The 22,811-nt window shown below is 38.7% G+C and carries 17 protein-coding genes; 10 read left to right on the plus strand and 7 right to left on the minus strand.

Annotated features, from left to right (window positions below):
* Positions 1-51: 51 nt before the first annotated feature.
* The 7 genes from B3209_RS11240 to yidC (B3209_RS11270) all read left to right on the plus strand — a co-directional run bounded on the left by B3209_RS11240 (position 52) and on the right by yidC (B3209_RS11270) (position 8,455).
* Positions 52-1,782, plus strand: a complete 1,731-nt coding sequence (locus tag B3209_RS11240) for an ArnT family glycosyltransferase (protein WP_296690674.1) — start codon at positions 52-54, stop codon at positions 1,780-1,782.
* Between the two features lie 31 nt (positions 1,783-1,813).
* Positions 1,814-2,947, plus strand: coding sequence for a dTDP-4-amino-4,6-dideoxygalactose transaminase (gene rffA / locus B3209_RS11245; protein WP_296690676.1), 1,134 nt, complete (start codon positions 1,814-1,816; stop codon positions 2,945-2,947).
* 17 nt (positions 2,948-2,964) lie between these two features.
* Positions 2,965-3,891, plus strand: a complete 927-nt coding sequence (locus tag B3209_RS11250; protein WP_296690679.1) for a glycosyltransferase family 2 protein — start codon at positions 2,965-2,967, stop codon at positions 3,889-3,891.
* Positions 3,878-4,243: an EamA family transporter gene (locus B3209_RS11255; protein ID WP_296690682.1), complete on the plus strand. Its 366-nt coding sequence runs from the start codon at positions 3,878-3,880 to the stop codon at positions 4,241-4,243. Before B3209_RS11250 ends, B3209_RS11255 begins: the two co-directional genes overlap by 14 nt.
* Positions 4,244-4,247: 4 nt before the next feature.
* A complete protein-coding gene (locus B3209_RS11260) occupies positions 4,248-4,592 on the plus strand; it encodes an EamA family transporter (protein ID WP_296690684.1) in 345 nt (114 codons plus the stop codon).
* Between the two features lie 52 nt (positions 4,593-4,644).
* Positions 4,645-5,652 (plus strand): glycosyltransferase, encoded by a 1,008-nt coding sequence (locus B3209_RS11265; protein WP_296690687.1) that lies wholly within the window; start codon positions 4,645-4,647, stop codon positions 5,650-5,652.
* Between the two features lie 100 nt (positions 5,653-5,752).
* Positions 5,753-8,455 carry a membrane protein insertase YidC gene (gene yidC, locus B3209_RS11270; RefSeq protein WP_296665043.1) on the plus strand — a complete coding sequence of 901 codons (2,703 nt, stop codon included), beginning with the start codon at positions 5,753-5,755 and terminating at the stop codon, positions 8,453-8,455.
* Between the two features lie 353 nt (positions 8,456-8,808).
* Here yidC (B3209_RS11270) and B3209_RS11275 read toward each other — a convergent pair whose 3' ends face one another.
* The 3 genes from B3209_RS11275 to B3209_RS11285 all read right to left on the minus strand — a co-directional run bounded on the left by B3209_RS11275 (position 8,809) and on the right by B3209_RS11285 (position 12,558).
* Positions 8,809-10,863, minus strand: a complete 2,055-nt coding sequence (locus tag B3209_RS11275; protein WP_296690690.1) for a TRAP transporter permease — start codon at positions 10,861-10,863, stop codon at positions 8,809-8,811.
* Positions 10,864-11,077: 214 nt separating this feature from the next.
* Positions 11,078-11,593 carry a DUF1850 domain-containing protein gene (locus B3209_RS11280; RefSeq protein ID WP_296665046.1) on the minus strand — a complete coding sequence of 172 codons (516 nt, stop codon included), beginning with the start codon at positions 11,591-11,593 and terminating at the stop codon, positions 11,078-11,080.
* A 14-nt stretch (positions 11,594-11,607) separates the two neighbouring features.
* A complete protein-coding gene (locus tag B3209_RS11285; protein ID WP_296665048.1) occupies positions 11,608-12,558 on the minus strand; it encodes a TAXI family TRAP transporter solute-binding subunit in 951 nt (316 codons plus the stop codon).
* 177 nt (positions 12,559-12,735) lie between these two features.
* On the opposite strand from B3209_RS11285, the gene yidC (B3209_RS11290) reads away from it, so the two are divergent.
* Positions 12,736-15,444: a membrane protein insertase YidC gene (gene yidC / locus B3209_RS11290; RefSeq protein ID WP_296665050.1), complete on the plus strand. Its 2,709-nt coding sequence runs from the start codon at positions 12,736-12,738 to the stop codon at positions 15,442-15,444.
* A 28-nt stretch (positions 15,445-15,472) separates the two neighbouring features.
* A complete protein-coding gene (locus tag B3209_RS11295) occupies positions 15,473-16,705 on the plus strand; it encodes a CDP-glycerol glycerophosphotransferase family protein (protein ID WP_296665052.1) in 1,233 nt (410 codons plus the stop codon).
* 142 nt (positions 16,706-16,847) lie between these two features.
* Here the strand turns inward: B3209_RS11295 and B3209_RS11300 are convergent, their stop codons facing one another.
* From B3209_RS11300 to B3209_RS11315, 4 genes are all read right to left on the minus strand, one after another.
* The gene (locus B3209_RS11300; protein ID WP_296665054.1) at positions 16,848-17,822 is read right to left on the minus strand and encodes an extracellular solute-binding protein; all 975 of its coding nucleotides are present in this window, start codon (positions 17,820-17,822) and stop codon (positions 16,848-16,850) included.
* Positions 17,823-17,920: 98 nt separating this feature from the next.
* Positions 17,921-19,561: an ABC transporter permease gene (locus tag B3209_RS11305; protein ID WP_296690692.1), complete on the minus strand. Its 1,641-nt coding sequence runs from the start codon at positions 19,559-19,561 to the stop codon at positions 17,921-17,923.
* Between the two features lie 37 nt (positions 19,562-19,598).
* Positions 19,599-20,342, minus strand: a complete 744-nt coding sequence (locus B3209_RS11310; protein ID WP_296690696.1) for an ABC transporter ATP-binding protein — start codon at positions 20,340-20,342, stop codon at positions 19,599-19,601.
* Positions 20,343-20,365: 23 nt separating this feature from the next.
* Positions 20,366-21,253: an NTP transferase domain-containing protein gene (locus B3209_RS11315; protein WP_296690699.1), complete on the minus strand. Its 888-nt coding sequence runs from the start codon at positions 21,251-21,253 to the stop codon at positions 20,366-20,368.
* Positions 21,254-21,436: 183 nt separating this feature from the next.
* On the opposite strand from B3209_RS11315, the gene aepX reads away from it, so the two are divergent.
* The gene (aepX, locus tag B3209_RS11320; RefSeq protein ID WP_296690702.1) at positions 21,437-22,738 is read left to right on the plus strand and encodes a phosphoenolpyruvate mutase; all 1,302 of its coding nucleotides are present in this window, start codon (positions 21,437-21,439) and stop codon (positions 22,736-22,738) included.
* The last annotated feature ends 73 nt before the right edge of the window (positions 22,739-22,811 follow it).

The following is a 22,811-nucleotide window of genomic DNA, read 5'->3' on the forward strand; positions in this document are numbered from 1 at the left end:
TCTTATCATTATATTTACTTATATCAATTTTTGGAATATACTTATTCAATTATGTTTTATTATCTAAAGAAGAATTCTTTTTTTCATATAAGTTTTCTTATCCTGTTTTTTATTGTGCTTATAAACAACGCATATTACGGTTTTGGCTGGACTGATGAAGCATTATATACAGCAACAGCAAACAGCCTTTATCATGAAAACAGACTGTTTTTTGATATTTTTGAGCCGACGCAGATATACTCTGTACTAGTTTATCCGCTATTTTACATTTTTGTAAAACTGACAGGTTCTACTGACGGCATTTATCTTTTTATGCGGATTGCGACTTTAGTATTGCAGTTTGCAGCAAGCTTTTTTATATATTATGTTCTTTCAAAAAAATACAGCAGGGCAATATCACTTATATCTTCTTTGGTGCTGCTTATATTCTCTAGGGCTCAACTTTTTGGTCCTTCGTATTACACTTTTGTACTAATAAATTTTACAATAGCAAACATTCTTATATTTTATGTCTTTGAGCTAAATGCAAAATCTGTTTGGCTTTTTGTCTCTGGAATTTTTCACGGATTTGCAATCTTGTGCAATCCGTACCTTGTGCTGCCGTATATTGCATTGTCATTATGCTGTGTTATTTTGCCGTCATTACGAAAATATATAAAAAAATATATTCTTATTTGGGCAGGAACTGTTCTTGTTGGAGTTGTTTTTCTTATTTTTGTTCTAAAAAATGGAAAAATAAATGAATTTCCAGCCGCGCTAGCCTGCTTTTTTTCAAGTCCTGAATATTCATCTAAAACCATACTGCAAAGAATAAAGTGGCTATTAAAATTTCCGCGTCTGCTTGCAACTCAGTTTATATACTTTTTGCCATTCACTGTGATTGCGGCTGTCTCTTTATTTAAGCAAAACATAAAGGATAGAATAGGCAGCTCAAAAACAGCAAAAACAGTCCTTGTAATATTGCTTGTTCTAAACTATGCCGCACAGATATTCTTGATAGACAAAGACAATGTAACGGTAGTAGGTTTCTTTGCTTTTTCCATTTTAAGTTTAATCCTGTTTAACAGTAAAAAACTTAAAGACTTCAAAAAAGAAATGTCATACTTTCTTATTCCTGGACTGTCCTTGAGCTTTATGGAATGTCTGGCTTCTGACACAGGTTTTGGTGTATTTTCAATAGGAATTGCCGCCTGCACACCATTTGCAGCAAGTGTTTATTTTGACACGTTCTGCTCAAAATCTTTAGGCAAAACAGAAAAATATTTTTTTGCAATTCCATTATGTCTTTTAGTTTTGGGGACTCTTTATTACAGGGTAAACATGACATATAGAGATGAACGAATTTCTCCGCACTATGTTTTTATTCCGTCTATTGAAAAAAACATTGAAAAAATAGACAAGGGACCTGCAAAAGGATTATGGACTCATAATAAAAATAAAAAACAATATGACTCTATATATTCAATTGTAAAAAATATAAAATCAGACAAAGATGATTATTTTATGGTCTTAAAGCTTTGTCCCTGGGCATATCTTGTAAACAGCAATTTAAAGCCATTTTCAATGACAGCTTGGCGAGTTTCTGCAAATGATTTGCGTTTAAAACCATTTTTTGAAGAGTTCGGACACCGCTTTCCAGAGCATATCCTTATTTTAAATAAAAACATTAGGGACAATAAAAATAATGAAATTGAAAAAAACTCATACTTAGTGGAAGAATTGGAAAGAAGAAATTATGATTCAACAGAAGTAGACTGCGGCACGCTTTGGGAAAAAAGATAGAAAAAAAATTAGATACATAGAAGGAAAAAAAATGATTCCATTCAATATACCGCCTGTAACAGGTAATGAGGAAAAATACATAGCAGAAGCTATTGCAAGCCACAAGATTTGCGGTGATGGTCAATTTACAAAAAAATGCCATGAGTGGTTTGAGACACGCCTAGGGGGGGGCAAGATACTCCTTACAACATCTGGAACTTCAGCACTTGAAATGGCAGCCATTCTTTGTGATATAAAACCAGATGATGAAGTAATTTTACCGTCATTTACTTTTTGTTCAACAGCGGATGCTTTTGTTCAAAGAGGCGCAAGGCTTGTCTTTGTTGATATTAGAAAAGATACAATGAATATTGACGAAAACAAAATAGAACAGGCTATAACAGAAAAGACAAAAGCTATATGTGTTGTCCACTATGCAGGTGTTGCCTGTGAGATGGATAAAATCATGCAGATAGCCAAAAAATACAATCTCAAGGTTGTAGAAGATGCAGCTCAGGCTGTTTGCTCTTTTTACAAGGGAAAACCTCTTGGTACTATAGGAGACTTTGGTTGCTATTCATTTCATGAGACAAAAAATTTCTCCATGGGTGAAGGCGGCGCAATTGTAATAAACCATAACGAAGACTTTGATATGGCCGAGATTATCCGGGAAAAAGGAACGGACAGAAGCCTTTTCTTGCGAGGCATGGTCGACAAATACACCTGGAGAGAATACGGCTCATCTTATCTTCCAAGCGATATGCTTGCGGCATATCTTTATGCTCAGCTTATAGATGCAGACAAGATACAAAACTTTAGAATGAATATTTGGAATAAATACTTTGAGGCTTTTAAAGTGCTTCAAGAAAAGGGACTGGTTACGCTTCCTGTTATTCCGGAAGATTGTGTCCATAATGCGCATATGTTCTATCTTATTTGCCATTCACTACAAGAAAGAACTGAGCTTATCGCATATCTTAAAAAAAATGGAATTATCGCCGTATTCCACTATATTCCGCTCCACTCTTCTCCTGCTGGATTAAAGTTTGGTCGTTTTGACGGAAAGGATGAAATTACGACAGAATACAGCGAACGCCTCATAAGGCTCCCCTTATATTACGGTCTTTCAGATAAAGAGCAAGACTTTGTAATTGAAGCAGTTAAAAACTTCTTTCTCTCAAAATAAAAATAGGAAAGCTGCAAATGAAAGAAATAAGCGTTGTAGTGCCAGTTTATAAAAGTGAAAAATGTATTCCTGAACTTACAAAACAGATTTCAGATGCATTAAAAGATTTTAACTGGGAACTCATTCTTGTAAATGACTGTAGCCCAGATAACAGCTGGGCAGAAATAAAAAAGGTTGCCGCCGAGAACAATAACATAGCAGGAATAAATCTTCGCAAGAATGGCGGCCAGGATCTTGCTATTCTTGCAGGACTTAATCATGCAAAAGGCAAATGGATTGTAATCATGGATGATGATCTCCAGCATTCCCCTTATGATATTCCAAAACTTTATGCACAAGCACAGAAAGGCTTTGATGTAGTCTATGCAGACTTTAAACAAAAAAAACAAAAACTATGGAAAAACCTTGGGAGCTGGCTTAATGGAAAAGTAAGCGAGATTACACTAGGAAAGCCGAAAGGAATTTACCTCTCTCCATTTAAGATCATAAGCGGAGCTGTCGTAAAGGAAATGTGCAAGCTAAATAATCTTTTTCCGTACATTGACGGACTGATTTTTCAAGTTACAAAAGACATAACTCAAATAAATATTGAACACCACAAAAGAGAGTATGGAAAAAGCAATTTTACTCTCGTAAAATCTATGCAAGTATTCTTTAGAATGATGTTCGGTTTTTCAACATTCCCACTAAATTTTGCAACTTATATAGGCTTTTTTTCTTCCACGATGGGATTTGCCCTGGCAATTTATTTTCTTGTAAAATTTTTGCTAGGACTAGAACCTTTAACAGGCTGGACATCACTTATAATGGTCATTTTGATTCTTGGAGGTCTCATATTGCTTGCGCTTGGAATAATTGGCAAATATGTTGGCCAAATGTACCTGACAATAAATAATTCTCCAAAATATATAGTTAAAGAAACTGTCGGCTATGAAGAATCATAATATTGCTCACCTATTCTACTTTATCCTCATGCACATAGGTTTTTTAATCTATGCTTTCTATGCGGTGCTGGGTAAAATTGCCGCTGCAAAACAAATATTTTCTCCCACTTTTATTGGAATTTACTGTGCGGTTTTTCTAGTCCTTATAATTTATGCGATTATATGGCAGCAAGTCCTTAAAAAAATTCCGCTTATAATAGCTACTGCCAATAAGACAATAACTATTATATGGGGAATATTATTCGGACGTATTTTTTTCGGGGAAAAAATAACTCCTAATATGATTATTGGCGGCGCGATTATTTTGGCAGGCATCCTGATTTTAACTATTGAAACACAAAACAAAGAGTAAAAATATGATAGAAATGATTCCTTATATTGGCTTTCTTTTTATTTCTGTTATAATAAGCGCGTATTCTCAAATTCTTTTAAAGAAATCTGCTCAAAAAACATACAAAAGTTTTTTCAAAGAATATATAAATCCTTATGTCATATGCGGATACGGAATATTCTTTATAGCAATTTTTCTTGATATGCTCGGACTGAGAAAAGTCCCTGTATCGTATATTCCTATTATCGAAAGCTCAAGCTATGTATTTATAATAATTTTCAGCAGGATATTCTTAGGCGAAAAAATAAACAGGCGAAAAACAGTTGCAATATCAGCAATTCTGCTAGGAATCGGAATTTACATATTATAGATTTTTGCTTTCGATGAATAGCCAAATTCAATAATAAGTGATATAAGTATATATGATGAAATATGTTTACGTTTTAACTTCCACACCAAATGATTTCTATTATGAACAGTGCCTTATGTCAGTTTTTTCACTAAGACATCATACTCCCGATGCACAAATATTCATTTTAACTGATAATAAGACTAGCAGTTCCTTTTCTTCGTCAAATAAAAGGCTTGGATTGATAAACCAGGGCGCAAATATCATAACAGTAAATTTCGATGACTCTGTATCAAATATACAACGCTCAAGAATACTAAAAACTACAATTCCAGAACATATATCAGGCGATTTTCTTTTTATAGACTGCGACACAATCATCTGTGATGATTTATCTTCAATTGAAAACAATCTTCAGAATTCAAAAATTTCAGCCGTTTTGGACGGTCATGTTCCTTTATCAGAACACAAGCACAAAGACTACTTTATAAAGCGTGAAAAAAAACTTGGCTTTTCTGCAAGCGAAAAAACTGGCAAACACTATAATAGCGGTGTTATGCTTTTTAAAGATTGTCCAGAAAGCAGAGAATTTTTTAAAAAGTGGAATGAACTATGGACATGGTGTTTCACAGAAAAGCATGACCATCATGACCAGCCAGCATTTAACGAGGCAAGTCTTGAGTGTGGAGCAATAATAAAAGAACTTGACGGAATTTGGAACTGCCAGTTAAGCCAAGGCGGACTTGCATACCTTGAAAACGCAAAAATTATACATTATTTTTCAAGCGAAGGCGGTAAAAATTACATTCCATACTACAAACTTGCAGAAAAAAATATACAGCAAAAAGTAAAAGATTTTGGTGGAATTCCAGCAGATGTTTCTAAGATGATATTAAATCCTAAATTTCAGTTCAATAAAGTCCATTTGATAAACGACCAGAGAATTGTAAGCATAATGCAGTCCCCCCTCATTTTTACGATTGCAGATATAAAATCAAAATTGCCGTGGCTTTTTAATGTTCTAGAAAGTATTTGCAGGGCATCTAGGAATTTTGCTAAAAAATTAAAGAAAAAGAAATAGTGTAAATTTCCAATCTTAAGTTCACCTTTTGGAATAATCTAAAACTTTAGAGATTCGAAATATCTAGTATTAAAACCAATAATTTACTATAATAAAAATTATGTTTTCAGCTCTTTATCAGATTTTTATAACCCCGCTGGTTCAGTTAACGGAATTTTTTTATTCATTATTTTTTGAAGTAACCGGCAATCAGGGAATTGCGGTAATCGGTCTAAGTTTTATTGTCACAATTTTCACACTTCCGCTTTATATGGTTGCAGAACAATGGCAGGAAACCGAAAGAAATATCCAGAAAAAACTAAAGCCTGGCGTTGAACGAATAAAAAGCACATTCAAGGGTGACGAGCAGTATATGGTTCTTTCTACTTTTTACAGGGAAAACCATTATCATCCTATTTATGCTTTGCGTTCGTCTTTCAGCCTTTTGATTCAGATTCCGTTTTTTATTGCGGCATATAATTTTCTTTCAAACCTTGAGCCTTTGAAAAATTATTCTTTTCTGTTCATAAAAAGTTTCGGCGAGCCGGATGCGACTTTTCACATTGGTTCTTTTGCAGTAAATGTTCTTCCGGTTGCAATGACAATAATAAACTGTGTTGCAGGTTTGATTTACTCAAAAGGGCATCCGCTTTCTGAAAAAATACAGATTTACGCGTGTGCGGCAGTCTTTCTGCTTCTGCTCTATAATTCTCCGGCGGGGCTTGTTGTTTACTGGACAATGAACAACGTTCTTTCTTTAGTTAAAAATATTTTTTACAAGATAAGAAATCCTAAGAAAGTTTTATATATAATTGCTTGTATTGTAAGTATTTGCTTAATTTTATGCGGAACAGTTTTCTTCAGGCATACAAAGTTGATTTTCCGCATTATGCTCGTTTTTACTGGAATTTTGATTCCGCTTGCTCCATTTGCAGCCAAGTTCTTGGGTTCATTTTTTGAAAGCCACTTTTATATCCTTGATGAAAATCCAAAGCTACGTCTTTCAGTCTTTTTGATTTCGGCATTTATACTTGCAGTTCTTACAGGACTTGCAATTCCTTCTATATTAATGCAGTCTGAGCCGGAACAGTACAGCTATGTTGATTCCTACACTTCTCCGCTATATTTTATATGGCACACATTCTTTCAGTCTCTTGGATTTTTTGTTGTATGGCCATTTTGTTTTTATGCGTTATTTTCTTCAAAGACAAAGAAAGTCCTTACATTCCTGTTCACTTTTGTGGCTTTTTCCGCACTGCTGAACTGCTTCGCTTTTTCAGGAAACTACGGGCCTGTAAATCCTAATCTTCTTTTTATGACTCCGCAGCATTTTATGCCTGGCATAAAAATTGTTCTTGTAAATATTCTGTGCATGGCGGTAATATTGTCATTGGTGGCCGTAGCTTTTTCTTTTAAGGCAAAAGTTTTAAATTCGCTCTGCACAATTTTCTTGATTTCCCTTGTGGCAATTTCTGGAAAGAATATTATTTCTGTGCAAACTTCGTTCAGAAAAATGGAAGCACCTGATTTTTCAAGAAAAATTGAGCCTATTTTCCATCTTTCAAAAAAAGGAAAAAATGTTATTATTCTTATGCAGGACAGATTTTTTTCTCCACTGATTCCAAAAATACTTGAAAACAATCCTGAGCTAAGGAAACGGCTTGATGGTTTTATATGGTATCCAAATACGGTATCATTTGGAAAACTTACTATGATTGGAACCCCTGGAATTTTTGGAGGCTACGACTACACTCCTTTTGAAATGAACCGAAGAACGGATAAAACTCTTCAGCAGAAACACAACGAGGCAATTCTTACAATGCCAATTGTTTTTAACCAGAATAATTGGAATGTTACAGTTGCAGACCTTCCTTACGAAAATTATCTTGAGCAGCCAGTTACGTATATGTACAAAGGATATGACTTTATAAATCGCATTACAACTCATGGAGCGTATTCAAATATTTGGTATGCACGTAACAATATGAAGAAATCTCCGTTCATGAGCGAAGGAATCAAACGAAATTTTATCTGGTTCAGCGTTTTAAAGATTGTTCCACCTTTCATGCGCCAGATTATTTACCACAAGAAATACTGGATTTCTTACAACAAATTTGAAGACAATGCGAAATTCATTGATAATTATTCAGAAATTGACTTATTTCCAGAACTGTTTGATTCTTCCTCTGAAAAAAATGCATTCTTCCTGTTGGACAACGAGGCAAACCATGAATCAATTCTTTTGCAGGCACCAGATTATATTCCTGTGGAAAATGTTACAGATTTCGGTCCAGGTGGAAAAGATGAAACCTATTCTTCTATGGTTGGAGTCTTAAAGCGTTTTGCAGACTTTATAGATTTCCTAAAAGAAAACAATTTGTACGATAATACAAAAATCATCATTGTTTCTGACCATGGAATGAGTCGCGATACAGGAGTTTTTGATAATAAAACTCAAAACTTTCCATTCTACAAAGAGAATATGACTGCCACATTACTTGTAAAAGATTTTTTTAGCCGTGGCAATCTAAAAGAAGTCTACACATTTATGACGAACGCCGACACTCCTGCCCTTGCATTAAAAGACATTGACGGAAAAGCAGTAAATCCGTTCACAAAAAATCCTCTTGATGTAAATTCCGTGGGGGGGGGAATAACAAAGAACGACTTTATAAAAATGTCAAACGCCCCTGCTGAAAGCACAAGAATCAGGAAAAACACACGGTTCAATATAAAAGATGATGAATGGTACACCGTAAAAGATAATATTTTTGATGACAAAAATTGGTCGCATTATATTGTTAGGTCGAATGTCGAGTTTTAAATTTTAGTGTCATTATCGGGCTTGCCCCTGCGATGTTTCTGAAAGAAACTCGTTTGATAATCCGTTGGAAAGATTGCCAACCGAGTTTGCTGTGCAAACATCGCAGTGTCCAAGCACGGCAATGACAACCTTGTTAGCATAGGAATAACTGTTTAGTAGCTGTTTTTATTAAAACTTGAAATTGAGCCTATTAAAGACAAATAAAAAAAACGGTACATTGAAAATGTTTTAGTACCGCTTTTTTTTATAACTTTTATGGATTTTTCCTTTTCCCCATTTTCTTTTTATCTTTTACTTTCAAAAACATCCCATGTCTTTCTAGCAAACATGGGATATGCTCATCTCTTCAAACTTTATACAGTCGCTTTTGCGCCGCGCACTTTTTTTAGAATCAGCTGGTATGCAATGAGGGCTGCAAGCAGACTTACACCTATGATGTCGGTTTTTGCTTCCGGGATTACACAGAGCAAGCCTGCGACGGCGAACAGAATCCTTTCAAGCGCATCAAATGCAATTCTTGTCGTCTTGCCTTTTCCTGAATTGTAGAAGAAGCCTGTGTTGTTGAACCCGTAGCCTTCAAGCGCAACACTGATTCCAAACATTCCGAGTATCGCGGTTACAATTATCATGACAACAGAAAGCGCGGAGGCGTTTATCATAAGCATTTTGCTGTTGTAGACAAACATGTAAGGAATTATAAACGCGCCTATGGCAAGCTTGGTTGCATTTATAGCGGTTTTCATAGGTTTGGCTTTTGCGATTGCGGCTCCGGCTATTGCGGCAAGCGCTACAGGAGGCGTAACGTCGGCGATAATTCCAAAATAGAATGCGAACATGTGCGCCGCAAGCGGCTCTATTCCAAGGCTTATGATTGCTCCTGCTGTGATTGTGGAGGTGATAAGGTAGTTCGCAGTTGTAGGAGCGCCCATTCCAAGAATTATGGAGGCAACCATTGTAAAGACCAGCGTCAATAAAAGTTTTCCGTGCGCCAGCATGACAAGACCGTTTCCAAGCCTGAGCCCAAGTCCTGTAAGCGTTACGATTCCGATTATGATTCCAGCCATTCCGCAGGCGATTGCCACGCTGATAATATTTCTTGCGGCAGTGCACATGATTTCAACAATGTCTTTTCCGCCGAAAGAAGGCTTGTGTCCATGCGCCAAGTCAGAGACAGAAACTCCGAATCCGACCAGAACGCAGGCGATGATTCCCATTAACGCCGCAAAAACCGCAGTCTTTCCGGCGCAGAGAAAATAGATAATCACAACGAGCGGAAGAATCATATAGCCTTTTTTAAGAAGAAGAGGCATAAAGCGCGGAAGCTGATCTTTCGGAAGTCCTTTGAGCCCGAGCTTTTTCGCCTCAAGGTGAACGGTTATAAAGATTCCTGTAAAGTAAAGAATCGCCGGAACAACCGCCGCCTTTACAATCATGATGTACGGAAGTCCAAGGCTTTCCGCCATAAGAAACGCTGCGGCTCCCATGATTGGCGGCATTATCTGACCTCCTGTGGAAGCGGCCGCCTCAACTGCGCCTGCAAATTCGCCCTTGTATCCAAGTTTTTTCATCATCGGAATTGTAAACGAGCCTGAGCCTACAGTGTTTGAGACAGACGAGCCTGAAACTGTTCCCAAAAGAGCTGAAGACAAGACCGCAACTTTCGCAGGTCCGCCGCTCGCTCCTCCTGCAAGCGCATTGCAAACGTCAATAAAAAAGTGTCCGATTCCGGTTTTTTCAAGAAGCGCACCGAACAGAATAAAAAGGAAAATGAATGTAGAGCAGGCGCCAATCGGAGTTCCCATGATTCCTTCTGTGTTGTAAAAAAGATGGCATACGACACGCTGAAGCGAATATCCCCTGTGATGCAAAAATCCCGGAAGATATTTTCCGGCGAACGCGAACACGATGAACGAGCCGGCTATAATCATAATCGGAAGCCCTACAATTCTTCTGCAGCTTTCAAAAAGCACAAGGATTCCGACAATTCCGACTGCCACATCCAACGGCGTGTTGTTTCCGGAGCGTCTTACGAGCAAGTCAAAATTCACGACAATATAAAGCCAGCACGCCGCTCCAATCAAGCCAAGAACTATGTCGTACCAGGGAAGCGTATTGCGCGGACTGTTTTTTGTAGGCGGAAAAAGAAGAAACGCCAGGAGCTGCACAAAAGCCAAGTGGGTCGCGCGAAGAACCTGCGCCGTGATTGCTCCGGACAAAGTCGCATACAACTGGAAAATCACAAAAATAACAGAAATAAAAACTGTAATATACTGACGCCAGCATTTATGCTCACGGTAAGACTGCTCGCGGTCCAGCTCCTTCATCATTCTCTTCATTTCTTCTTCGTTTGAAGTAGGAAGAATCTGCTCGATGTAGTCATTAGAGTTTTTGTTTTTGTCGTTTGCCATTCAAACCTCCTATAATTTATTTGATTCAATTTCGAGTTTTGTAAATTTACTGTCATTGCCGTGCTTGACACCGCGATGTTTGCATAGCAAACTCGGTTAGCAATCTGCTGAAAATTTCCAACGGATTATCAAACGAGTTTCTTTCAGAAACATCGCAGGGGCAAGCCCGATAATGACTAGGAATTTCAAGAAATCCTAAAACTCGACATTCGACCTATTTTATATGATGAAAAATATAATCAGCAATCGAGACGTTTTTTATCTGAAAGACTATGCTTGTCTGCGGCTCAAAAAAATCAGCAAGAAAATAATCTGTGTATTTTCCGTTTTTATCTTCAATAGAAACCGCGTGGTTCGCAACAATTCCTACAGCCATCACAAACCTTTCAACAGTCCTGTTTATATTTGAAATCTCGTAGCCTTCATCAGTTGATGCAAAAACCGCGCCGGGCATTTCCTGCGGCTCAGGAATTCCAGCCCCGTAAGAAACAAAAACAGTTCTGCCGCACACAAGATTGCGCCCTTTCGCCTTGTAGAAATCTTTTACGCGGCCTTTGTTAACCGAATGTGTATAGGAAATCGCAAAGCCGTTCCTAAAGCCGTTCATAGAATAAAATCTTTGCGATGTTTCTTTTCTATTGCTGACTGAAAGAACGGGAAATGCAGGGAAAATAAAAATTCCCCCTGCAAAAAGAACTGAAATAAGAACTGTAAAAAGCCTTTTAGACAAATATTTCCGCCGGATTAGTTCAAGCCAAGCTCGCTGAAATATCTTTTTGCGCCCGGATGGAAGGGAACAGAAACTCCTGTTACAGCAGACTGAGCGGAAACTTCTTTACCTTTTGCGTGGGCAGTCGCAAGGTCCGAAAGATTTTCAAACAATGCCTTTGTCATTTCATAGACAATTTCCTCATCGAGTTTTGCGCTTACAGCAAGTGTCGCCTTGATTGCAAGCGCCTGGGTGTCGGAATCAGTTCCTTTGTATGTTCCGCCAGGAATTGTTGTCTGAGTGTAGTATCCGTATTTTTCGCAGATTTCCTTTGCAGCCTCTCCGTCAACCGGAACAAGAGTAAGTCCTGCCGTGAATGCAAGTTCCTGCAATGCCGCGTTTGGAACACCGGCAGTGATAAAGCAGCCGTCCAAAGTTCCGTTCTGAATTCCTTCCGCGGATTCCTTGAACGAAAGGTTGCTCTTCTTGATGTCGTCGAATGTGAGTCCGTAGCCTTCCATAATCTGCTTTGCGTTGAATTCAACTCCAGAGCCGGCGTCTCCAACAGAAATACGTTTTCCCTTGAAATCTGCGACAGATTTTATTCCGCTGTCCTTTGAAACCGCAATCTGGACAACCTCAGGATAAAGTGTTCCGATTGTCATGATGTTTTCAAGCTTTTCGCCTTCAAAAAGATCTGTTCCGTTGTAAGCGTAGTCCATTACATCGTTCTGAACAATCGCATATTCAGCTTCGCCTTTGTTTATAAGACGAAGATTTTCTGCTGAAGCTCCGGTCGCCTGAGCCGTAACGTTCATATTCTCAATTTTTGTATTCCAGATATTTGCAATTGCGCCGCCGAACGGATAGTACGTTCCTCCAGTTCCGCCGGTCGCAAGGATGTAGTCTTTTTTAGCATTAGAGCAGCCTGAAAGCACAAGCCCCGCGCAAATCAACAACGCGCCAAGTTTTACAATTTTCTTCATAGAAACCTCCAAAAAATCAACAAAAAATACGCTGAATTATACTATAGAATTGCATTTTTTTTCAATTAGCTTGAAAAACTTTAATATCAGTGTAACAAAAAAAAACACATCATCTAGTCTAAAAAGAAATTATTCATTATAATTTTCTTTCAAATCTTTAATTAAAGGTTTTTCTTTATGTTAAATTTTCTTTACACGGTAATAATTTATCCGCTTATTCAGATAATCGAGTTTTCCTTTGTACTTTTTGACAGCGTTTTCAAAAACGAAGGAATTGCGGTTATTGGAGTAAGCCTTGCAGTTTCTATTCTTTGTCTTCCGCTTTATATTGTGGCCGAGCATTGGCAGCAGATTCAGCGTGACACAGAGAAAAAACTTGATCCGGGGATCCAGCGAATCAAGTCTGTTTTTAAAGGCGATGAGCAGTACATGATTCTTACAACTTTCTACAAAGAAAATCATTACCATCCGCTTATGGCATTGCGCTCATCATTCGGACTTTTGATTCAGATTCCGTTTTTTATGGCGGCATATTCTTTTCTTTCAAACCTTGAATCTTTGCGCGGCTATTCGTTCCTTTTTATAAAAGACATGGGCGCACAGGACGCGCTTTTTTCAATCGGTGGATTTCCAATCAATGTGCTTCCAATCGCGATGACGCTCATAAATATTGTTGCTGGTGCGATTTACACAAAAGGATTCAAATTCAAGGACAAGATCACAATTTACGCAATGGCGCTGATTTTCCTTGTAATTCTTTATTCATCTCCAGCAGGACTCGTTCTTTATTGGACGATGAACAATGTTTTCTCTCTTGTAAAAAATATCTTCTATAAAATTAAAAATCCTGCAAAAGTTCTGTATGTTGTTTTTGCGGCCGCAATCTTCGGTTTAGACGGCTACGTTCTTTTTGTTCATCATGGATTTTTACACAAGCGAATTCTGCTTGCAACAGTTGCAACTTTGCTTTTGGCAGTACCTTTTGTTGTAAAATTCATCTCGCATCTTTTGGACACAACTTTAAAACCGCTCACAGAAAACAAAAAAGCACGGTTTGGAATTTTCTTTGTTTCAAGCATTGCGCTTTGCCTTTTCGCAGGAACTGTAATTCCTTCATTCATAATAGGTTCTTCCCCTGTTGAATTTTCAAATATTGACGGACACGGCTCGCCGCTTTATTTTATCTACAATTCCACAACACAGACTTTCGGGCTTTTTGTGTTCTGGATGAGCTGTGTTTACTTTCTGTTCAACGCACGCATCCAAGCCGGATTCGCAGTTGTAATGCCGGTTCTGCTTTTTGTTGCCTTGATTGACGCATTTGTTTTTTCAGGCAACTACGGAACTCTTTCGCGTCTTATAACTTTTGCTGAAAATATTGATTCCGCACAGTTTTGGCAGATAATCATTAATTTGTTATGCATAATTTTTGCGGCCTGCATTCCTTTTCTTCTTCTTAAATTTAAAAAAGAAAAAGTTTTGAACGGAATTCTTGCGGTGGTTCTTATCGCAGAAGCAGGACTTTCGCTTGTTCACATTGTGCAGATTCAAAATGGATATTCAGAATACAAAAGAACTGTTGCCGATGATGTGCAGGAAGTTGACACAATAACTCCGCTTTACCACGTTTCAAAAACAGGAAAAAATGTGTTCGTAATCATGCTTGACCGCGCAGAAAATTCTTATGTTCAACCGATTTTTGAAGCCTTCCCAGAATTGTATGACATTTACGACGGATTCACGCTCTACCACAACACAGCCTCTTGGAACCAAGGAACATTACTTGGTGCTCCACCGCTTTTTGGCGGCTACGAATATACTCCTGCAGAAATAAACAAACGCAAAACAGAACGTCTTATTGACAAACAGAACGAAGCGCTTCTAACGCTTCCACGAATCTTTACCGAACAAGCAGATTTTACAGCGCAAGTTTCGGACTTGAGCTGGGCAAACTACAGCTGGATTCCTGATATGTCAATCTGTTCACCTTATGAAAAAATCGAAGGTTTCAATGTTGAGCGAAAATACACAGATCTTTGGGTAAAACAAAACCCTGACAAAGTGCGACCAAATATCACAAGCACATGCCTTAAACGAAACCTTGTATGGTTCAGTCTTTTTAAGGCAGTTCCACTTTTTGCGCGCGACAGTGTATATGATGATGGCGCATGGTGGTCTTCCGACGAACAGACTTCTGACATAATGGAATTTATCGATTATTATTCGGCGCTTGACTATATGCCAGAACTTACAGATTTTACAGCTGAAGGAAACAAATTCTTTGCAATAGTAAACGACACAACCCATTCAGGGCAAAAACTTCAGGCACCGGATTATGTTCCTGCAATCAATATTGAAGACAAAACTCATTCTAAAGTTGAAAAATACAGCTGCGCTTCTGGAAATATTGCCGCATTCAAACGGTTCGGAGAATGGATTCAGTATTTAAAGGAAAACGACTGCTACGATAATTCGCGCATTATTTTTGTTGCTGATCACGGAATCGGAACTTCAGAAGGATTCAAACTCGACTTTGAACAGGCAGAATTTCCTCAAGGATACAATCCTGACCACAACCATCCGCTTCTTTTGGTAAAAGATTTTAATGCAAAAGGAAAACTTACCGTAAATAAAGATTTTATGACAAACGCAGATGTTCCAGCGATTGCGACAAAAGGAATTATAAAAAATCCTAAAAATCCGGTAACAGGCAAAGAAATCAAGGAAATTCCACCAGCAGAAAAGAAAGCTTCTGGAATTGTTCTTACACACAACTGGCATCCTGGAAAAAACGGTCTGAACATATTTACAGTTCCAGAAGATGACTGGTACACAATTTCAGAAAATCTCTTTGAAGCCAAAAACTGGCAGAAAGGAATCAAATAGTTTTGCAAATTTTTATTAGGAGATAAAAATGATTTTACCACTTTACATTGATCCTGGCACGGGCTCAATGCTTTTTAGTATTTTAATTGGAGCAGCCGCAACACTATTTTTCTTGGCAAAAGCACTTCTTTTAAAAATCAAGCTTTTTTTGTCAGGAAAAAAAGATGGCAAAATTCAACTTGACTCTTCTTACAAGCCGTATGTAATTTACAACGAAGGAAACCAGTACTGGAATACTTTCAAACCAGTTGTGGAGGAATTTGAAAAAAGAAAAATTCCTCTTGAATATCTTACTTCTTCTAAGACAGACCCGATTTTTGAGCAAAAATACAATTATGTAAAAGCCGAATTTATCGGTGAAGGAAATACTGCTTTTGCAAAATTAAATATGCTAAGCGCAGGAATTGTTCTTATGACAACTCCAGGACTTCAAGTTTATCAATTAAAAAGAAGTAAAAACGTAAAGCACTACTCGCACATTCTTCACATGCCGAACGATGCCACAACCTACAGACTTTTTGGCTTGGATTTTTTTGACTCAGTTCTTCTTACCGGCGACTACCAGGCGACAGACATTCGTTATCTTGAAGAAAAACGTGGAATCACCAAAAAAGAGCTTGTTACAGTTGGATGTCCTTATCTTGACGTGTACAAACAGAATATCGCGGATATTCCGGCGGAAGAAAACCATCCGTTTACAGTTCTTGTTTCTCCAAGCTGGGGAGATGTGGGAATTCTTAAAAAATACGGTGAAAAACTTCTTGACCCGCTTGCTAAAACTGGATGGCGAATCATCGTACGTCCACATCCGCAGTCAAAAAAATCAGAGGCGGAAATGCTCGACCGCCTTACAGAGCGCTATAAGGACAATCCGAATGTTGTGTGGGACTATGAGCGGCAGAATATTTTCTCTTTGAAAAAAGCCGATATAATGATTTCTGATTTTTCTGGAATCATTTTTGACTACACATTCCTTTGCGACAAGCCTGTTATGTACGTAAATGCCGGAATTGACTTGCGCCCATATGATGCCTACGATTTGGACGGAAAAGAATTGTGGCAGTATTCAGTTTTGAAAAAGTTCGGAACAGAATTAAAGGAAGAACAATTTTCAAACATAAAAGAAGTCATTCAGTCTGTAAGCGACAGCAAGGAACTTGAAGAAGCCCGTCACGCCGCAAAAGCCGAAGCCTGGATGCACGAAGGCGAAGCTGGAAAAAATATTGTTGATTTTATGATCAGCAAGATTGAAAATAAATAAGTAAAAAATCCTGCAGACAACTAAAAATTCCGCAGGATTTTTTTTGGGTTTTAGGGGCAAAGCCCCTAGGAGAGTGGGTAGGCCGCAACGAAGTGCGGACGTAGGGCGAGACTTCGCCCTTATGGATTTTTTAAGTAAAATTTTATTTGCAGCTTTCGCTTAGTTCCTGGTGCTTTTTAAGAAGTTCTGTTGTGAGTGTTTCCGGGAATGTTTTGCTGTTTGTCGCCTGATTTTCTGCGTCAACGGTTTCACCTTTATACAGAACCACCGGGTAATCCTTTATGATGTCGGCACGAGCGTTTTTTATGATGCATTCGGCCATTTCCATTGCAAGAGGATTGTATTTTTTCTTGTTGATTACGGCTACTGATTCTGTAAGAGAAAAATTTCCTTCAGTCGGGTCAACAAAATCAATAGGAAGGCCGGATTTTTTGTCGCGAACAGCCTGATGTCTTAGTCCAAAACCCACAGCAACTTCACCGGAACGGATTTTCTTTATCGGGCCAGAACCTGAAAGTTCAAGGTGCGGACCTGCGTTCTTATAGATTGCCTTTAAGGCTTCTTTTGCACCGTCTTCCCCATATTCTGAGACAAGAGCCTGAACCATAAGCCATGCAGTTGTGCTTCCCATAGGGTCAACAACGCTAACAAGATTTTTGTATTCAGGATTTCCTAAATCTTTTATACTTTTCGGGCAAGGAATCTTGTCTTCATTCAAAAGTTTTGTGTTCACAATCACAGCGCCTTGAAGGGCAAGTAGCGGAGTATAAAACGCTGGATGCGCAACTGTTGAATCTGCCGCAAAAGTCAAATCCTTGAACATATTGTTCATCTGCTGGGCACTTTCAATGTAGAAAGAGCTCATTGTAACAAGATCTGCCTCAATGTCTGAACCTTCAGCAAAAAGTTTTCCGCCAAGCTCGCTTGTTCCAAACGACTGAAAAATGTATTTTCCAGCAAATCCATTTTCATCAAGTGCCTTTTTTACAGAAACAACAGCCTCGTCATCAGCATTTGAATAAATAATAACCTGCTTTTCCGCCTGATTTTTCTTTGTACAGCCAGAAAACAGTGCAGCGCACGCCAAAAGCGTGGCAAAAAATCTGATTTTTTTCATTTTTCCTCCATAAAGTTTTTTTTATTATTGCTACAAAATGTTAAATCAATATAACGATTTATTCACATTCTTGTAAAATTCAGTTTGTAAATTAGAATTTACTGTTTTCTGTTAACAATTCCTTTTACGCTTTTTATCACAAGGTTCACTGCAAGAATCAAAAGTGAAAGTATAAAAATCTCGTTGAATTTTGCGAAATGCTGAAGTTCCTGAATTTTTGTGGTGATTACCATTGTTCTAGCTCCGGCAAGAAAAACCACTGCGCTAACGGTGACCATTCCGTTTATAAAAAGATAGCAGAAAATCTCAAGATGAGTGCGCATAACGTTCGGCGTAATAATCCGGGCAACAGTCTTTATCCAGTTGTCGCCAAGAATGCGCGCGGTCGTTTCCCATGAAATGTTCATTTTGTCGAGAGACGCTTTCATCATCAGATATGGAGTCGCAAAAAAGTGAACCAAGTTACAGCAGACAAGAATTGCAAGCGTGTTGTGCAGAGGAGTTTTTCTGAATGCGAGCAAAAAACTGATACCAAGAACCATTCCTGGAATCGTGTTTGAAACCTGAGCAATTGCCTCAATAATCTTTGTTCCGTGAATCAAGCCTTTGTTCCGGGCTGAAACCAGCGCGCTAGCGTAAACAAGAATAGTTCCAAAAACTGCGGTGAAAAAACTCATCACAAGGGAATTTTTGAACACGCGCACAAGAGATTTATCATTAAAAACAGAAACAAAATGATTCAACGTAAAAGTGTTGTTATACGGCCATTCTGCAACAAATGGAGCCACAAAAACCACAACAAACGATGAAAGAATCAGAACGCAGATGACAACAGAAACTAACGTCCACAAAATATCGCTGAAAATATCCGGCTGATTGTCGTTTATTGCGATTTTATTATAACGAACGTTAAAACGCTGGAGATAATTCAAAAGAAGAATGCTTACAATCGAAGGAAAGAGCATACATAGCGCAATCACCGAACCTTGATGAAAATCCGGCAGGCTTCCAAGCATTGTGTTGTACAAAAGCCCTGCGACAACCGTATACCGACCGCCGATAGAAGCCGGAATACCAAAATCAGTGAACGCAAGGAAAAAACTCTGCACAACAGAAACCGCAATCGTTCCCAAAAGCGGCTGGATTACTGCGGTAAAAAAACTGCGCAGGCAGCTGTCGCCCATAAGCCGGCACACAACAATATATCGTCTGTCAATATAAGCCATTGTGTTTGTCAAAAGCGTGAACGAAATCGGAAAAGTATAAATCACATAGCCAAAAATCAGTCCTTTAAAGCCATAAAAATCAAAGAACTGCCTGCCAATCAATTTTGTAAGAAGTCCGTTTTTTCCAAATGAATAGATTATCGCAAAGCCATAGGTGATTGTAGGAATCAGCATTGGAAAAACCGCAAGAGTGCGCAAAGTCTTTTTTGCCCAGACTGGAATATTTGTAAAATTAACTGTGTACGCAAGGACAAAGGCAAGAATCGTTGTAATAAGCGCACTTAAAAGAGAAACATTCACGCTGTGAGCAAAAGCCGTCTGAAGTTTTCCGCCGGCAAAGACAGAAACCACATTCTTAAAGCTGAACGCCCCGGAATTCAACGTGAACGCATTCTTGAAAAGCACAATTCCCGGAATAAAAATAAAAACGAAAAAGAAAAGAAGCACAACGTAAAAAGCCGCGCGCATCTGCTTGTTTCTTATTTCCTTGAACATATCTTTTATTTTTGTCATTGAAAATTCCTTTTTTATGTTCCAGCCCGAACGGCTACTAAAGACTGAAAAGCTTGTAGATGTTGTTCTTTTTTACTTCAAGCTGCTTTAAGATAAAATCGTTCACAAACTGGCTTTTCGGATTTTTGATTATTTCTGAAGGCTCAGCGAACTGCTCGATTTTTCCCTTATTCAGAATAAGAACTTTGTCACTGATTGTAAGAGCTTCTTCCGGATCGTGGGTAACAATAATTGTTGTAAGGTGGAATTCCTTTGCGATTGTAACGATTTTTTCCTTTATTGATTCCTTGATTACTCCGTCAAGAGCAGAAAGCGGCTCGTCTAGAAGCAGGATTTTTGGCTTCATAACCATTGTTCTAGCAAGAGCGACGCGCTGCTTCTGTCCGCCTGAAAGCTGATCGATTTTTTTGTTCAGATGCTCGCGCAAATCAAGAAGGTCAATCAAGGCCTCAATTTCCTCTTTCGATGAGCGGTCCGGATAATTGCGCAAACCGTAGACAATGTTCTTGTATGCGGTAAGATTCGGAAAAAGCGCATAATCCTGGAAGACAATATTGAATCCGCGGCGTTCCATCGGTGTGTTCGTGATGTCGCTTCCGTTAAAAATAATTTTTCCTGAATCAGGCTGAAGAAGCCCAAGGATTATGTTAAGAAGCGTTGTCTTTCCGCCCCCGGAAGAACCTAGAATTGAGACAATCTGAGAGTCGCCGATTTCAAGAGAAATGTCATTCAAGACCGTAGTTCCATCAAAAGATTTTTTTATTCCACTGATTTCTAACATTTTCCGTACTAATTCCTTTCGTTTTATATATTATATGCGCCGTCAACCGCCCTAAGTTCATTGTAAGTGTCAATTTCTGTAAAATCTTCAAACGAGCAGCTGCGCACAACCAGATTAAAATCCTTGTTGCAATATGTTAAAGGAACTGAATCCCAATAACGTTCTTTTCCGCCTGGCATTTTGTACACTTTTTCAAGGCATTCGCCAAGCTTTTTTCCGTCCTCTTCCGTCCAGTATGAAATTCCGACCATCCTGAAACCGTCAGTTCCACCAACGCTTACTCCGCTGATTCTGCCCTTTTCAACAGAAAGACACCAGTCGTCCGTGCGCTCGCATGGAACTCCGCAATAATTTGACTGATACTGATATTTTGAGACAAGCCGCGGATTTTTCAAGATTATGTCGGATTCCAGAATATACGCATTTTCCAGATAATTTTTTGCCGCCAAAAGTGAAGAAATATTGTTTCCTTCGTTGTAAACCGGATTTTCCACAAATTTTATATCTGGATATTTGTATTTAAGCTGATCAAACTGGGCGGAAAGATAACCGCGCACAAGAACAATTTCTTTTATTCCTGCGGAAACAACCGCGTCCAGCAAAGATTCTATAATCATTTTTCCATGAACGCGGATAAGAGGCTTTGGAGTGTTCAATGTAATCGGCACAAGACGCGAACCAAACCCTGCCGCCAGAAAAACCGCCCGCCGAACCCTATAAGGCTCCAACGCATTCAAGCCGTTTTCTGAAATTTTGTCGCCATCAATAAAATGTTTTTCCACAAGCTCAGAAAATGTTGTGTTCACTGTTCCAACAGAATAACCTGTAAGTTTCGCAATCTGACGCTGAGAAAGTTTCTTTTTTTCTGCCTCGACAAGACTTAAAATGTCGAATTCTTTTCTTGAAAGCACAAAAACCGCCGTTTTTTTTATTTTTTGTTCAACAGATTCTGCTTTTTGTGTATTTTAACACATTTTTTGCACATATTTCTTTGTTTTCTGTTCAAATAATATACAAAAATTTTGATTTTTGAACAAGTTGACTTGACACTTTTTTATTAAAAATCTATTTTGGAGCAGAAAAGAGGAATTCTTATGCCAAAGACAGTTTATTTAGGAATCACAGGCGATATTATTCATCCGGGAATTATCAATATCATCAAGGAAGGCGCAAAACTGGGTGAGCTTACGATTGGACTTTTGACGGACAGCGCGATTGCTAGCCACAAGAGACTTCCGTATTTGACTTACGAGCAGCGAAAAGAAGTTGTTGAAGACATAAAAGGTGTTGAGCGTGTTGTTCCGCAGGATGACTGGAGCTACGTTCCGAACCTGAAAAAATACAAACCTGATTTTATGATTCACGGCGACGACTGGAAAACGAATTATCTTTCAAAAATCCGCGAGGAATGTTTTGAGACAATGAAGGAATGGAACGGTCAGATTGTCGAGATTCCGTACACAAAGGGAATCAACTCGACCGCGCTTGCTGAAAACGCAAAGGATATTGGAACTACGCCGGATATTCGCCGTGCGACTTTGCGCAGACTGATTGCGGCAAAGCCGGTTGTTCGCATTCTGGAAGCTCATTCGGGGCTTTCGGGGCTTATTGCGGAGCATGCAAGCGTTACAAAAGAGGACGGAATCCACCAGTTTGACGGAATGTGGTCTTCTTCGCTGACGGATTCAACAAGCAAAGGAAAGCCGGACATTGAGGCGGTTGACCTTACAACGCGAATGCAGAGCCTTACAGACATCCTTGAATGCACAACAAAGCCGATTATTTATGACGGCGACACGGGCGGAATTCCTGAACATTTTGTCTTTACAGTCCGCACTTTGGAACGAAACGGTGTTAGCGCGGTAATTATTGAAGACAAAAAAGGGCTTAAAAAGAATTCGCTTTTTGGAACTGAAGCAAAGCAGGTTCTTGCAACAGAAGAGGAATTCTGCGAAAAAATCAGTGCAGGAAAACGCGCGCAAGTTACAAAAGATTTTATGATTATCGCAAGAATCGAAGAAATTATCGCAGGATATTCTGTTGACGAAGCTCTTACAAAAGCTTTTGCCGCAGTGCGGGCAGGTGCGGATGGAATTATGATTCATTCAAAGGACAAGAGCGGAATGGACATAAAAGAATTCTGCCAGCGGTTCAGGATAGAATACGACAAAATTCCGATTGTGCTTGTTCCTACAACTTACAACCAGTTCAAGGAAAAAGAACTTGCAGAATGGGGCGCAAACGTGATTATCTACGCGAACCACATGCTGCGTTCATCATACCCGGCAATGAAAAAATGCGCAGAAACAATACTAGAAGCTGAACGCTCACTTGAAACAGACGGAATGTGCATGCCAATCAAAGAAATCCTTGAGCTGATTCCGGGAACAAAATAGGAATTGGAATAGAAAATTTTAATGCTGAAAAAATAAATTGAATAAGCGAGAAGAAAAAGAAAGCGGCAACCGA

Origin of the sequence: Treponema sp. UBA6852 (assembly GCA_002449305.1) — a bacterium.
In the GTDB taxonomy this organism is placed as follows: Bacteria; Spirochaetota; Spirochaetia; order Treponematales; family Treponemataceae; genus Treponema_D.